Genomic DNA, 12650 nt, shown 5'->3' with positions numbered 1-12650 from the left:
TATGACTATATAGCAACAAATATCTGGAACTCTTTTGAACAAGAGCCCATGCCACGAGCGGGGCCACTCAAACAGCTGCTGACGCCTCTAACGTTAGACGAACTCCGCTATCTCCGCAGGGAGTTCAATCTCGACATTAGTAGCTACGATGGGGACAAGACCGGGTTTCGTGACCGGGTTCACGACGCTCTCAAATATCGTATTGACAATGGTCAGATGACTTACCAGCAGGTGATGGAGTCCTACCGCGATGAGGTAGTTACGAACGAGTCCAAGCAAGTGACCACACGCATCCGCGAGACTCTCAATAATCTGGAACTCTCGGAAGGGGCAAACCGGAAAGAGGCCAACGAGATGTGGATTACCAGTGAGGCCTGGCAAGCGCTCCGTATGGCATTCCAAGACGAGCCTTATACCGTCATTCAGGAAGAGACATTCGGGCGACGCCGTGTCGACCTACTCGTGACTCACGACCATGACGCACGAAATTATCTTATTGAGTTCAAATTGGCAAATCGTACCGGGTCACTCAGTCGGACTTACTCACAGTTGCGTGAATACCAGCGAGCGATTGAGGGGCTTAGCCGGTCCTGGCTGGTGGTAGTCGCACCTGAAGAACGGTATCTTCCTGAGCAAAAAGAACGAGTCGCCAATATGATTGAGGACGTTCGCCAGTTGGATGCGACTGAAGTAATCATCGTGCGACCCGAGGACTTCCGGGCGTGACTTTCACAGGTCAACACGCACTGCCAATCGCTCGGACGTATCGCCGGTGCTTAACTGTCATGCGGTCGATGGTGGCGGTATGACAGACGAGACGGTGCTCATCACGGGGTGCTCCTCCGGTATCGGGCGGGCGACTGCCCAGTACTTCAACGACGACGGCTGGACGGTCTACGCCACCAGCAGGGACGAGGACGACATCGCCGACCTCGCGGAGGCGGGCTGTGAGACGGCCGAACTCGACGTGCGCCAGGGGTCGGACATCGACCGCGTTGTCGACCGCATCATCGAGGAACAGAACGGCCGCATCGACTGCCTGGTCAACAACGCCGGCTACGGCCAGTACGGCCCCGTCGAGGACATCCCCGCCGACAAACTCCACAAGCAGTTCGACGTGAACGTCTACGGCCCTCACCGACTCGTCCGCGCAGTCCTGCCCCACATGCGCGACCGCGAGGAGGGGACCATCGTCAACGTCTCCAGCCTCTCCGGGCGGCTTGTCACCCCCGGCGGCGGCGCGTACAGCGCCTCGAAGTTCGCGCTGGAGGCGATGAGCGACGCCCTCCGGTCCGAGGTGGAGAGCTTCGACGTCGAGGTGGTACTGGTCGAACCCGGCCCGGTGGAGACCGACTTCTCCGACCGGATGGACGAGGAGATTCGGGACGGCCTGGAGCGGCGTCGGGTCTACGACTGGGTGTACGAACTCGTCGAGGACGGCACCTTCGTCGCCGGCCGCTCGCCGCTGGCCGTCTCGCCCGACCGCGTCGCGCAGGTCATCCACGACGCCGCGGAGGTCGACGACCCCGAGGCCCGCTACCCGGTTGGCCGCGGCGCGAAGCTCCTGCTCGCCAGCCGCTTTCTCCCCGACGGCGTCCGCGACACGCTCTATCGGCTCGCCAGGAGAGTCCTGTAGGGCCGTCCGAGATTCGTCGCTTCGCTCAGAACCTCCCTACTCGCGGGTCGCTCTCGCTCCCCGCTCACTTTCGGAGGTTCTTCGCTCCGCTCAGCAGCACGCTACTCCTCTAGACACGCCGCCACAATCCGCAGCAGCCGCTCGCCCTGCACTTCCTCGGCGAACAGCGGCACGCGGCGCACGTCGTGACCCATGAACAGCTCCTGCGAGCGGTCCAGCGCCCCCCGCTGGACCTGCCAGCGCCGCTCGCAGAACTCACAGTCCGTGTGGTTCGGCGAGACGATGTCCTCGCCGAGGTCCGCCACCTCGCCGGGGTCCTGCATGACGCGGTTCACGACGACGGTGCCGACGGGGACGCCGAACTGTCCGAGTCTGTCCAGCAGGCGCTCGGACTCGCGGACGCTCAGTTCCTCGGGGACTAACACGACCCGGAAGTCCGTCTTCGCGGGGTCCCGCAGCACCGTCCGGAACTGCTCGATTCGCTCGGAGAACTCCCGGAGGCTGTCGATGCCCTCCTCCTCGTCGGCCCCGCCGAGCAGCCCCTCCATCATGCCGCTCATGCGCTCGCGCAGCGAGAGCAGTTTGCCGACCATCGAGTCCAGCATCTCCGGCAGTTCCAGCAAGCGGAGGGTGTGCCCCGTCGGCGCGGTGTCGACGACGACGCGCTCGAAGCGCGGGTCGTCCATGTACTCGAGCAGGAGGCGCATTGCGGCAGCCTCGTCGGAGCCGGGCATCGACCCGCCGAGCGGGTTCGCGGCGTCGCCGCCGAGCAGGCCAGCAAGGGGGTTGCCGTCTTCGCCGCCCCCGGCGAAGGGGCCCTCGGCGAGGGCCTCCTCGGGGTCGATTTCGGCCGCGTAGAGCGGGATGTCGTCGCGAATCTGTGCCGGGTCGCTCGGGACGTCGGTGTCGAGCGTGTCCGACAGGGAGTGTGCGGGGTCCGTCGAGACGACGAGCGTCGCCGTCCCGTCGCGGGCGCTGGCGAGTGCCGTCGCCGCAGCCATCGTGGTCTTGCCGACGCCGCCTTTCCCGCCGTAGAGGACGTACTCGGGTGCGTCGATGCCCGCCGGGACGACGTCGTCGTCGACGTCCTCGACGGCCTCGACTTCGAGGTTCATGCCCACGGGTAGCTGGCGGGGGCATGTGTACCCGTCGAAAAAGCGAGCGGCCTACGACCGGGACGACCGGGCCTCGCGGACGTCGGCGCCATCGCGGAGCTTGTCTTCGCAGTTCGGACAGACACGCGGCCCTTCGTATCCCTCCGGAGTGAACACCCGTACGTATCGCTCAGTGACGAACCCGCCACAGTTGTTACAGACCGGCATCGATTGTACCGCTTGTCCCTCCTCTAATATGTTTTGTGATGTCCTGGCGTCCTTGCCGGGAGACGGTAGGGAGTTCCTACCCTACTCCGGCGACGGCTGGTCCGCCCAGAATCGGTCCTGCTGGTCGGACAGGAACTCCGGCGTGAGGCGGACGAACTCCTCGCGCTCGCCCGGCGAGAGGTAGCCGTGGACGCTGTGGCGCGCTCCCGCGGTGTAACGCCGGCCGACGAGCGCGCGCGTCCCCACTTCCTCGTGGCCGCGGATGACCCGCCCGATGGTCTGGCGCGCGCGGCGGACCGCCGGCACGGTCAGCGCGTACTCGAAGGCGCTGTCCTCGCCGAAGGCGTCGGCGTAGGCGCGCCGCACTGCTCGCACGCGCGGCGAGCCGATGTTCACCAGCGGGACGCCCACGACGGCCGCGCAGTGGAGTTTGTCCCCGTCGTAGTCGACGCCTTCCGTCAGCGTCCCGCGCGTGCTCGTCACGAGCACTTTCCCGTCGCCGGCGAAGAACTCCCGTTTCAGCGCCTCCGTCTCGTCGTTCGAGGAACTCTCGTCGACCAGGACCGGCTTCTCGACGGCGTCCCGGAGGTACTCGCCGGCCCACGCCGCCTCGCGGTAGTTCGGCATCGCCACGAGGACGTTCCCGGGCGAGCGCGCCAGCGTCCGCAACACGTGGGCGTACTCGTCGCGCGTGGCCGTCCACGTCTTCTGGTCGGCGTTCTCGGCGGGGTCGCCGCGGTTGTGCGCGGTGAACGGCGTCGCGTCCACGAGCCAGCTCGCACGGTTCTCCTCGGGAAAGGGGAGCGTGTACGTCCGCTCGACGACCGGCCGGTCGGCCCGCCGCAGCGCCTCCAGGCCCGCCACCTCCCCGAAGACGTCCAGCGGCTCCAGCGTCGCGCTCATCAGGATTCCCCCGCCGAGCCCGGCGAAGACGTCCTTCAGGGTGTCCCCGGGCATGCACTCGAAGAGGACCAGCCCGGCGGTGTACTGGGTCTGCCAGGGTCGGTCCGCGCTCCGCTCGTCGGCCGGGCTGTACTCCAGTTCTATCTCCCGGAGGTAGCTGGCGTGGTCCTTCTCCCACCACCGTTTGGCGATGACGCCGACCGCGGCGCAGACGGGCGTCCGCGTCAGGCCGAGGTCGTCGATGGTGTCCTCGACGGCCGCGCCGACGGCGGGCAGCGAGCGCCACAGGTCCCCGGTGTACCCCTCCCGCTCGGCCCACGCGGTCAGTTCGTCCTGCTCGACCGTCTCCGGGTCCCGCAGCGGCACCTCGACGGTCCGGTCGGGCAGGTCGCCGGTGTTGCCGCCGCGCCACTCGGGGCCGTACTCCCGGGTGAGGTGGTCCGCGACGCGTTCGTCCAGCCACGTGAGCGCGTCGTCGTAGAACTCCCGTGCCCGCTCGACGGCCTCGATGGGCACGTCGTGGCTGGCCAGCCTGTCCGCCACCTGCTGTTTGTGCTCGCTCGTCTGGCGCGCCCGGGAGAGCAACGCCTGGCAGTCGTTTCGCGCCCGCTTGAGCGTCGCACGGCCGACGCGGTCCGAGAGCAGGTCCCGCACGCGCTCCTCCAGCCGGTGGGCCTCGTCGACGACGACGAAGGTACGCTCGTCGAGAATCGACTCCAGCAGCGGCCGCGAGTCGGGGTCGAACAGGTGGTTGTAGTTGCCGACCACCACGTCGGCCTCCTCCAGCAGGACGCCCATCACGCGGTGGGGGCAGGTGCCGCGCTCGGTCGCCGCCGGCAGGTAGTCTTCGGCCGTGACGACGTGATTCTCGCCGACCCCGAAGTCGACGGGCGAGCCCTTGTTGCGGGCGTACCAGTCGGCCTCGAACGGGCAGTACAGCGGCGTGTCGTCGCCCTCGACCATCGTTTCGGGTGCGCTGGGCTGACTGGTCCGATAGGGGCTGGTCGCCCCGGCCGTCGCCAGTGCGTCCTCGAAGGTCTGCTGGCCGGGACCGTCCGGCCGGGCGTGTTTGGCGAGGTCGCTGCCCCGTTGCGGGTCCCACCATATCTCCTCGCTCTCGCCGCCGACGGCCGTGCTGGCGACTGCGCGGTCGTCGCTCTTGCGGTCGCTCTCGACCAGCCGCGCCGTGTTCTCGCGCAGGTCTTCACAGCGGTCGTGCGTGCTCGCGTCCTCGGGGAAGGCTCCCTCCCGGCCGTACGGACAGAGGTCCCGCTTGCCGACCAGGGAGATGCCACGGAGTGGCTCCTCCAGGCCCGTGTTCATCGTCCGCAGGTCGTCGACGAACTGCTGTAACTGCTGTTTGACCGGCGTGACGACGACGATGCGCTCGTAGTCGCCCTCCCGGACCAGCGTCGCGCCGGCGGTCAGCGCGGCCATGGTCTTGCCGGTCCCGCAGGGGCCCTCCATCGCGAGGTAGCCGTTCGCGCGCCCGACCTGTATCGCCGACTCGACGGCGTCGGCCTGGTTGTCGTAGGGCTCCTCGAAGCCGAAGAAGTCGCGCCACCGGTCGGTCACCTCGCTGTCGGCCATTCAGGGGTACTGGGTCGCGCTCACCTTTGAACGTACGGATGTGACCCCGGTCACGCGAAGAAGTCGACCAGCCGCTGTGCGGCCGTCTCCACGCGGTCGGTCGTCAGCGAGAAGCGAATCCAGTCTGCGCGGGCCTCGCCGAACGCCTCGCCGGGCATCCCCGCGACGCCGCCTTCGTCGATGAGCCGTTCCACGTTCTCGAAGGTCCCCGGGAAGTCGGGGAACCGGGCCATCACGTAGAACGCGCCCTCGGGGTCGGTGTACGCCGCGCCCGCGGCGTCCAGCGCGTCGGTGAAGGTGTCGATGCGCGCTTCGAGCAGCGACCGCACGCCCTCGTAGTACTCCGGGCCGGTGTTCCGCAGTGCGTGGAGGACGGCCGCCTGCGCGGGCCGGGAGCCGGTCACGTTCGTCAGCATGTGTCGCGTCCGGGCGGTGTCGAGCAGGTCACCGTGGGGGCCGTCGGGGTCCGGGAAGACGGCGTAGCCCACCCGCCACCCGGTGATGGCCATCGACTTCGAGACGGCGTTGGTGGCGACGTAGTGGTCGGAGTCGACCGACAGCGCCGACGCGAACCGACCCGAGTAATCGAAGTGGTCGTACACCTCGTCGCTGACGAGCAGGGCGTCGTGTTCTTCGGCGACGGCGACCAGTTCCGCCATCGTCTCCGCGTCGTAGGTGACGCCCATCGGGTTGTTCGGCGAGTTGACGACGATGACCGCGGTGTCCTCGCTGGCGCGCTCGCGGACCGTGTCGGGGTCGAGGTGACCGTCCTCGGCGACCGGTGCGAAGGCGAGGTCCGCGCCGAGGAAGTTCACCCGGCCGGCGTAGTAGGGGTAGACCGGGTCGGCCAGGAGGATTTCGTCGCCGGACATCGCCTCCAGGCCGCCGGCCATCGCGAGGTGGTTGGCCTCGCCGGTGCCGTTGGTGACGACCACGCGGCTCCGGTCGACGCCGCGGCGCTGGGCGATTTCTTCTCGTAGTTCTTTGAGCCCGACGCTGGGCGGGTACTGGAACTCGTCGGGGTCGGCGTCGGCGTAGGCGTGGAGTCCCTCGCGGAGCGCGTCGGGCGGGTCCCAGTCGGGGCTGCCGCTGACCATGTCCACCACGTCGCGGTCGGCGCGGGCCGCGTACTGGATGACGCGGAAGAACTGCGGCGTCTCGTAGTCCATACCGGCCGCTGGTGGCCGCTGCTACCTGTCTCTTTCTGTCCGTGGCTTTTTGCGCCCCTCGTCCCATGTTCGCACATGGACGACGACGCAGATGACCCGCCCATCGAGCGCCGCGTCGGCGACGCGCTCCGCGAAGCCGGCGAGACGGTGGCCGTCGCCGAGGCGGCGACCGGCGGCCTCGTCACCGCCCTGTTGACCGCCCCGCCCGGCGCGAGCGCGTACCTCGACCGCGGGTACGTCACCTACGCCTACGACTCGCTGCGGGAGGAACTGGCCGTCCCCCGCGAGACGCTGGACGAGTACGGCGCAGTGAGCGCGCCGACCGTCGAGGCGATGGCCCGCGCCGCGCGGGACCGCGCGCGGACCGACTGGGGACTCGCTACTGCCGCTATCGCCGGCCCCGGCGGGGGCAGCGACGAGCGCCCGGTCGGCACTGCCTTCGTCGGCGTCGCCGAGGCCGCCCCCTGGGAGTCGGGCGAGTCCGGGGCGACCGTCGAGCGCTACACGTTCGAGGGCTCGCGGGACGCGGTCCGCGAGCAGGTCGTTCGGCAGGCGCTGCGCGACCTGCTGGCGGCCGTGACAGACGTGCAATAAAAAGGCTTGTACGCGTTCCCGTCCAGCACTCTCCTGATGAACAAACGTGGGCACGTGCTCAACGCCGTGTTGCTCGCCATCGGACTGGGGTACATTCTCGAACCGAGCGGCGACGTGGAGACGTTCCGGACCATCGCCGAGGTGTTCGTCCCCGTCGTCCTCGGCGCGCTCTTTCCCGACGTCGACACCGCCTTCGGCAAGCACCGCAAGACGCTGCACAACCTCCCCGTGCTCGCTATCGTCGGTGCCTACCCGCTCTACTTCGGCAACCTCCAGTGGGTCTGGCTGGGTGTGCTGACCCACTACGTCCTCGACGTGCTCGGGACGACGCGGGGCATCGCGCTCTTTTACCCGCTCTGGAGCAAGGAGTTCGACGTCCCCTTCGGTATCCCCGTGGACAGCCAGTACACCGACCTCATGATGCTCACGGTGACGGCCGTCGAACTCGCCGGGACCTTCCTCCTGCTGAAGTACGCCGCGCCGGTCGTCCTCGAAGCACAGCAGACGATTCTACCCGCGCTTCAGTAGACCCGGATGTCGTCGAAGGCCCCGTCGTAGGCGACGTGGCCCGGGTGAGTCGGCTCGGTCCCCGAGAGGTAGACCCGGTCGAGTTTCTTCCAGGTGTTTTCGTAGCCGATGTGGGCGAACTCCAGGACGCGCCGGCGCGTGTGCTGCGGGCCGCGACGGTGCATGACCGTCCGCTCGACGCCCTCGCGCAGCGCCGCGTGCAGGTCGGCGGCGTCCTCGATAGCCGTCTCGAACGCCGTCCAGCACTCGCCGACGGTCCGCGGGAGGTGGGCGTACGACGAGGTGAAGGGTGGCAGGTCGAACTCGCCGGCCAGTCGCTGCGCCCGGCGGTTGTCCCAGGGCAGGTGTTTGGGGTTGTAGACCTCGATGGCGTCGACGTGGTCGCGGTACTCCGCGATGTGCTCGCGTTCGAGGCTGAAGGAGAGAAAGCCCGGGTGCGGGACCAGCGTGACGGCGTCCTGCCGGTCGAGTTCGGCCATCGCGCCGGACAGCGTGACGAAGTCGGGAATCGGCCGTTCGAGGTCCAGCGCGAGGACGTGCCGCCGCGAGCGCCAGTCGCCGGTGAACAGCTCTCTGCCGGGGACGACCAGCAGGTCCTCGTCGGAGTGTGCCACGGCCCGGTCGCGAATCGTCGGCCAGCGCGTGAAGTGGGGCGCGTACACCAGGACGTCGATGCCGCGCCGCTTCGCTCGCTCGACGACCCCCTCGTCCAGCACCTTCACGTGCATGTCCACGCGTGTCGTCGTCACTACTCTCGGCTCCGTCGGTCGGAAAGTAGTGATTTACTATCCCGAAGCGACCGGATAGTGGCCGCTCACCGACGGGTTCGTGACAAACGTTTATGTCGGCGGGTGGCATCGCATCCGATAATGGCACGCTGGGAGTGCGCTATCGATGGCGATGGCGCGACGTTCGACCGGGTCGAGGACCTCATCGTCCACCAGGCCACCGAGCACGACCGCATCGAGTGCAAGGTCTGCGGTGCGGTCGTCCCCGATGGCTACTTCGCCATCCGCCACGCCTTCGACGAGCACTCGCGGGCGGAGTACGTCCGCGCCTACGACGCCAGCGCTGCGGACGTCCGCCGCCGCGAGAACGTCAAGGAGGACATCGAGGACGCCGCAGACATCCGCGAGGTCGTCGACCGCATCGAGGGCAAGTAACGGCTCCATTTTCTACTGGGCGGCGCGATACGACGCGTTCTCTCTGGCTCACTGTCAGAGTCCGCTGTGGTCCGCCGCCCGACCGATCGGTGGAAAATAATGACGAATATATGATATAAACAATATAAGATCATATTACCCACTGAGAACCAATAATCTCCTTCAGATGGGAAACAAAACTGCTGTATTGCGCTTTCAGGAAACTGTACCGACGAATATATACTCGCTTATTATCATATTGACGTGCACATGGTAGATGTTGTATTCCTGGCACTTGCGGCGAGTGTTCCGATCGCTGTATCGTTTCTCCTGCTCGTAGGGTTGCGATGGTCGGCGTCGAAGTCGATGGGAGTCGGCTGGGTGCTTGCGTCGGTACTCGGTCTGGCATACTGGCAAATGGAGCCCACGTGGTGGATGGCTGCGGCAATCTACGGCGTGTTACAGGCATCCAGCATCATCCTCATCGTCTTCGGTGCCGTGTTGTTGATGAACTATCTCGAACTGAGCGGCGCGATCACCACGATCCGGTGGTATTTCCGCGGCATCGAGGAGGATCGTCGGGTCCAGCTGTTGCTCATCGGGCTCGGCTTCGAGACGATCATCGAGGGTGCGGCCGGGTTCGGCACGCCCGGCGCGCTCGCGGCACCGCTTTTCATCGGGCTGGGCTTTCCTCCGCTGGGTGCTGCGGTGTTTGGCCTGTTTTTCAACGCGCCAAACCCCCAGTTCGGCGCGGCGGGAACCCCGATCATCGGCGGCGTCGGTGCCGTGATCGGCGATACGCTCCCGGCCTCGCAGTCGCTCGGTCCGTTTCTGGATCTGGTGTCGGCCTGGTCGGGCGTGATGACCGGGCTGACGTTCGTGTTCTGGGGACTGCTCGGCGTCTTCCTGCTGACCTACTGGTTCGGCGACGAGGGGGAACGGTCCTTGCGGGGTGCGGCCCGCCCAACCGCGGAGATCGCACCGTTTGCGACCGTCCTCGGGATGTCGGCCGGCCTGACCCAGTGGGCCGTCGCGTGGTTCATCGGTCCGGCCTTGCCCTCGATCGCCGCCGGGTTCGTCGCCTTCGCGGTCGGCATCGTGCTGGCCGACCGGGACATCCTGATCCCGGACGACCGGTGGTCGTTCCCCGACCGGTCACACTGGTCCGAACAGTGGCTGGGCGGCCTGAATCTCGGCGAGATCAACCAGACGGAGCCGAAAAAGCAGATGCCGGTGTTGCTGGCCTGGACGCCCTACCTGCTGGTCGGGGGCGTCCTGCTTGTCACGCGCTGGCCGACCTTCGATCTCGTTCCGGTGCTCCAGCAGTTCACCGTGGGCCTGTCCTCGATCCTCGGGACGGAACTCTCCTGGGAGTTGGCGTATCTCTACCTCCCGGGGACGATGCCGTTCATCCCGGTTGCGGTCCTCACTGGATTGCTCCACAGGATGGACACTGGCGAGATGGTCGACGCCTGGGGGGAGTCGGTTCGCCAGGTCGCGCCCGCGGCGCTGACGCTGGTAGTCGCCGTCTCGCTGACGCAAGTGATGATCCAGTCGGCCACCAACTCCGCCGGCTTCATCGGGATGATGACCGCCCTCTCGCAGGCCCTGGCGATAGGCGCCGGGGCCGCGCTCCCGATCGTCTCGCCCTGGATCGGCGCGCTGGGGACGTTCGTCACCGGGAGCAACACGACCTCGGACATCCTGTTTAGCGTCCTCCAGTACGACGCCGCGGTCGACGTCTCGATCTCGCCGACGCTGACCGTGGCGATTCAAAACGTTGGCGGCGGGGTCGGGAACATGATCTCGGTGCTCAACGTCGCCGCGATCTGTGGCGTCGTCGGCATCTCCGGCCGCGAGGGCGACATCATGCGCAAGACCGTCGTCCCGACGGTGATCTTCGCACTCTTTGTCGGGTTCGTCGGCACGATCCTGGTCTATTCCGTCGGCTCGGTCGCCTGAGCGCTCTCCCGTCGCTCCACTGGGTCACCGAACCGACTCGAAAACAGCCGCGTACGTTCCTGCGGTCACCGACTCTTCGGCGTCCGCTCACGGCTTCGACGGTCGCGTGGTTCGAGGAGCCACCGGTCCTCGCGGGTCGTTCCACTCCCCGCTCGGTCTTCCGAGGAGCGCCTCACTGCGTTCAGCGCTCCTCGCTATCCAGCACGCGAATCTGGTCACCGCGCACGGTGACCGGAATCGGGGCCGTCGCCTCGTACAGTTCGACAGTGACCTGGTCCTCGCGCCTCCACCTTTTTCTGCCTCGGGTGTCCTCGTTCGCTTTGCTCACTGCGAACACCCTCGTTGAAAAACGTGGGCGAAAAAAGCGGGTCCAAACGGAGTGAGGACCCGTGAACCGGCGACTCCGTCGCCGGATGCGTACTTACCGCTCTTCGGAGTCCAGCACGCGAATCTGGTCACCGCGCACGGTGACCGGAATCGGCACCGTCGCCTCGTACAGCTCGACGGTGACCTGGTCCTTGCCCTCGTCGATGCGCTGGACCTGCGCCTTCTCGCCCTTGAACGGGCCAGCGATGAGTTCGACGATGTCGCCCTCCGCGATGCCCTCGACGTCGGGTTTCGGCGAGAGGAAGTGCTCGACTTCGCCCAGGCCGGACTCGCCGGGGACGACCCCGCGGGAGTGGGGAATCTCGTCGAGGATGCGCTCGAAGACGCTGGCGTCGTCGGCCTCGACCATCACGTAGGAGGTCAGCGAGTCCGGCGCGAGCGCGGCGTGAATCGACGGCTCCTCGCGGTTCATTATCATGTCCGCGACGGTGCGCTCCTGGCTGGCTGTCGTCTTCACGGCGAAGATGCTCGTGTCGTGGTCGTCGTCCGCTTCCTCGCTCTCCTCGAAGTCGTCGACATCCCCCGCCATCACGCGATGCCCCCGAGCGATCGCATCAGGAACATTACCGTGAAGATCAGAAAGCCCATGAATCCGACCAGGAGGATACCCGCACCGGCGATTTTCGCCACCTGCGAGAACTCCTGCCACGAGGGCGTACTCGCCAGTTTGAGCACGCGGATGTACGAACTCAGGTCCGTGGGTGTTCTCATACACCGTCGTACCCTCTCGGCGCTTTTCTATCTTTCTACAAGGAGAGGACCCTGACAGTGACCCCCGGTCGTCTCACTGGCGGTGACCGACCCGCGAAAACAGGCGCTGGTTGCCCCGTGCAGGCCGGCAGCGGGGTTTCCCGTCCGTGAGGCCGCTACGCGGTCGAATTCTGTCGCGCGCTCACCGTCTCGACGTCGAACCCGTAGAGTTCCTGCTCCGCCGTGCTCTCCTCGACGTACTCCTCGAAGGTGTAGAGCGCCGGGAACGCCGCCGTCTCCGCGAGCGTCTGGTACGCGACTTCGGTCTTCTCCTCGGGAACCCTGTCGAGCGTCCCCGTGAAGTGGATGCTCTGCCACGCGTCCGGCAACTCGGAGTCGACGACGACGAAACTCGCCACGTCCGTCGTCGCCATGCACTCCCGCTTCTTGCTCCCCTCGTCGAACGCCAGCAGGAAGTACAGCGTCGTCAGTTCGTCGTCGTAGCCGAAGGACAGCGGGACCGTGTACGCCTCCGACTCCTTCGTCAGCCCCAGGACGCCGAAGTCGGCCCGACGCAACACGTCGACGGGCGCGTCGCTTCCGGACGCGCCACCGAGGAGGGACCGCCGGTTCTCGTCGTGTGACATGTAGCCTCACAGGCAGGCGAGCTAATTAACCCTGGCGAACAGGTCAGCGGCGCGGAGAATGGATTCCAGTCGCCTCGGCG

Annotated in this window: 13 protein-coding genes and 1 pseudogene; 6 read left to right on the top strand and 8 right to left on the bottom strand. The window is 66.8% G+C overall.

What is annotated here, in order from left to right; all coding sequences use genetic code 11:
• The first annotated feature begins 48 nt into the window (after window positions 1–48).
• A complete protein-coding gene (locus WDJ57_RS09555) occupies window positions 49–726 on the top strand; it encodes a hypothetical protein (protein WP_338905874.1) in 678 nt (225 codons plus the stop codon).
• 79 nt (window positions 727–805) lie between these two features.
• Window positions 806–1636, top strand: a complete 831-nt coding sequence (locus tag WDJ57_RS09550; protein WP_338905872.1) for an SDR family oxidoreductase — start codon at window positions 806–808, stop codon at window positions 1634–1636.
• A 101-nt stretch (window positions 1637–1737) separates the two neighbouring features.
• Here the strand turns inward: WDJ57_RS09550 and WDJ57_RS09545 are convergent, their stop codons facing one another.
• The 3 genes from WDJ57_RS09545 to WDJ57_RS09535 form a co-directional block, all read right to left on the bottom strand.
• Entirely contained in the window at window positions 1738–2751 is a 1014-nt protein-coding gene (locus WDJ57_RS09545) for an ArsA family ATPase (RefSeq protein ID WP_338905870.1), read from the bottom strand.
• A 288-nt stretch (window positions 2752–3039) separates the two neighbouring features.
• Window positions 3040–5451: an ATP-dependent DNA helicase gene (locus WDJ57_RS09540; RefSeq protein WP_338905868.1), complete on the bottom strand. Its 2412-nt coding sequence runs from the start codon at window positions 5449–5451 to the stop codon at window positions 3040–3042.
• 50 nt (window positions 5452–5501) lie between these two features.
• Entirely contained in the window at window positions 5502–6620 is a 1119-nt protein-coding gene (locus tag WDJ57_RS09535; protein ID WP_338905867.1) for a pyridoxal phosphate-dependent aminotransferase, read from the bottom strand.
• A 75-nt stretch (window positions 6621–6695) separates the two neighbouring features.
• Between WDJ57_RS09535 and WDJ57_RS09530 the strand changes: the two genes are divergently transcribed.
• Window positions 6696–7214, top strand: a complete 519-nt coding sequence (locus WDJ57_RS09530) for a CinA family protein (protein ID WP_338905866.1) — start codon at window positions 6696–6698, stop codon at window positions 7212–7214.
• Between the two features lie 36 nt (window positions 7215–7250).
• Window positions 7251–7742 (top strand): metal-dependent hydrolase, encoded by a 492-nt coding sequence (locus WDJ57_RS09525; protein WP_338905865.1) that lies wholly within the window; start codon window positions 7251–7253, stop codon window positions 7740–7742.
• Here the strand turns inward: WDJ57_RS09525 and WDJ57_RS09520 are convergent.
• Window positions 7736–8470, bottom strand: coding sequence for a PHP domain-containing protein (locus WDJ57_RS09520; protein ID WP_338906282.1), 735 nt, complete (start codon window positions 8468–8470; stop codon window positions 7736–7738). The two genes, WDJ57_RS09525 and WDJ57_RS09520, sit on opposite strands and share 7 nt — an antisense overlap.
• Before the next feature lie 141 nt (window positions 8471–8611).
• Here WDJ57_RS09520 and WDJ57_RS09515 point away from each other — a divergent pair, with 141 nt between their 5' ends.
• Both WDJ57_RS09515 and WDJ57_RS09510 read left to right on the top strand, forming a co-directional pair.
• Complete coding sequence (locus WDJ57_RS09515) at window positions 8612–8905, top strand: DUF7565 family protein (RefSeq protein WP_338905863.1); 294 nt, start codon at window positions 8612–8614, stop codon at window positions 8903–8905.
• 249 nt (window positions 8906–9154) lie between these two features.
• A complete protein-coding gene (locus WDJ57_RS09510; protein ID WP_338905861.1) occupies window positions 9155–10846 on the top strand; it encodes an L-lactate permease in 1692 nt (563 codons plus the stop codon).
• A 181-nt stretch (window positions 10847–11027) separates the two neighbouring features.
• Here the strand turns inward: WDJ57_RS09510 and WDJ57_RS09505 are convergent.
• From WDJ57_RS09505 to WDJ57_RS09490, 4 genes and pseudogenes are all read right to left on the bottom strand, one after another.
• Window positions 11028–11126 (bottom strand): annotated as a pseudogene (locus WDJ57_RS09505) (transcription elongation factor Spt5); the annotation flags it as partial.
• Between the two features lie 141 nt (window positions 11127–11267).
• Window positions 11268–11651, bottom strand: coding sequence for a transcription elongation factor Spt5 (locus WDJ57_RS09500; RefSeq protein ID WP_338906281.1), 384 nt, complete (start codon window positions 11649–11651; stop codon window positions 11268–11270).
• Window positions 11652–11761: 110 nt separating this feature from the next.
• Window positions 11762–11944 carry a protein translocase SEC61 complex subunit gamma gene (locus tag WDJ57_RS09495; protein ID WP_338905860.1) on the bottom strand — a complete coding sequence of 61 codons (183 nt, stop codon included), beginning with the start codon at window positions 11942–11944 and terminating at the stop codon, window positions 11762–11764.
• 155 nt (window positions 11945–12099) lie between these two features.
• Window positions 12100–12570 carry a pyridoxamine 5'-phosphate oxidase family protein gene (locus WDJ57_RS09490; RefSeq protein ID WP_338905858.1) on the bottom strand — a complete coding sequence of 157 codons (471 nt, stop codon included), beginning with the start codon at window positions 12568–12570 and terminating at the stop codon, window positions 12100–12102.
• Window positions 12571–12650: the final 80 nt, after the last annotated feature.

It is taken from the genome of Salinibaculum sp. SYNS191 (assembly GCF_037338445.1).
Classification (GTDB): domain Archaea; phylum Halobacteriota; class Halobacteria; order Halobacteriales; family Haloarculaceae; genus Salinibaculum; species Salinibaculum marinum.
This window is presented reverse-complemented; position numbering and strand designations above follow the sequence as displayed.

What these genes read in the sequence shown, in the direction of transcription:
- WDJ57_RS09520 (WP_338906282.1), bottom strand. Translation starts at nt 8,470, where the DNA reads ATGCACGTGAAGGTGCTGGACGAGGGGGTCGTCGAGCGAGCGAAGCGG.
- WDJ57_RS09545 (WP_338905870.1), bottom strand. Translation starts at nt 2,751, where the DNA reads ATGAACCTCGAAGTCGAGGCCGTCGAGGACGTCGACGACGACGTCGTC.
- WDJ57_RS09500 (WP_338906281.1), bottom strand. Translation starts at nt 11,651, where the DNA reads ATGATAATGAACCGCGAGGAGCCGTCGATTCACGCCGCGCTCGCGCCG.
- WDJ57_RS09510 (WP_338905861.1), top strand. Translation starts at nt 9,155, where the DNA reads ATGGTAGATGTTGTATTCCTGGCACTTGCGGCGAGTGTTCCGATCGCT.
- WDJ57_RS09530 (WP_338905866.1), top strand. Translation starts at nt 6,696, where the DNA reads ATGGACGACGACGCAGATGACCCGCCCATCGAGCGCCGCGTCGGCGAC.
- WDJ57_RS09490 (WP_338905858.1), bottom strand. Translation starts at nt 12,570, where the DNA reads ATGTCACACGACGAGAACCGGCGGTCCCTCCTCGGTGGCGCGTCCGGA.
- WDJ57_RS09535 (WP_338905867.1), bottom strand. Translation starts at nt 6,620, where the DNA reads ATGGACTACGAGACGCCGCAGTTCTTCCGCGTCATCCAGTACGCGGCC.
- WDJ57_RS09515 (WP_338905863.1), top strand. Translation starts at nt 8,612, where the DNA reads ATGGCACGCTGGGAGTGCGCTATCGATGGCGATGGCGCGACGTTCGAC.
- WDJ57_RS09550 (WP_338905872.1), top strand. Translation starts at nt 806, where the DNA reads ATGACAGACGAGACGGTGCTCATCACGGGGTGCTCCTCCGGTATCGGG.
- WDJ57_RS09495 (WP_338905860.1), bottom strand. Translation starts at nt 11,944, where the DNA reads ATGAGAACACCCACGGACCTGAGTTCGTACATCCGCGTGCTCAAACTG.
- WDJ57_RS09540 (WP_338905868.1), bottom strand. Translation starts at nt 5,451, where the DNA reads ATGGCCGACAGCGAGGTGACCGACCGGTGGCGCGACTTCTTCGGCTTC.
- WDJ57_RS09525 (WP_338905865.1), top strand. Translation starts at nt 7,251, where the DNA reads ATGAACAAACGTGGGCACGTGCTCAACGCCGTGTTGCTCGCCATCGGA.
- WDJ57_RS09555 (WP_338905874.1), top strand. Translation starts at nt 49, where the DNA reads ATGCCACGAGCGGGGCCACTCAAACAGCTGCTGACGCCTCTAACGTTA.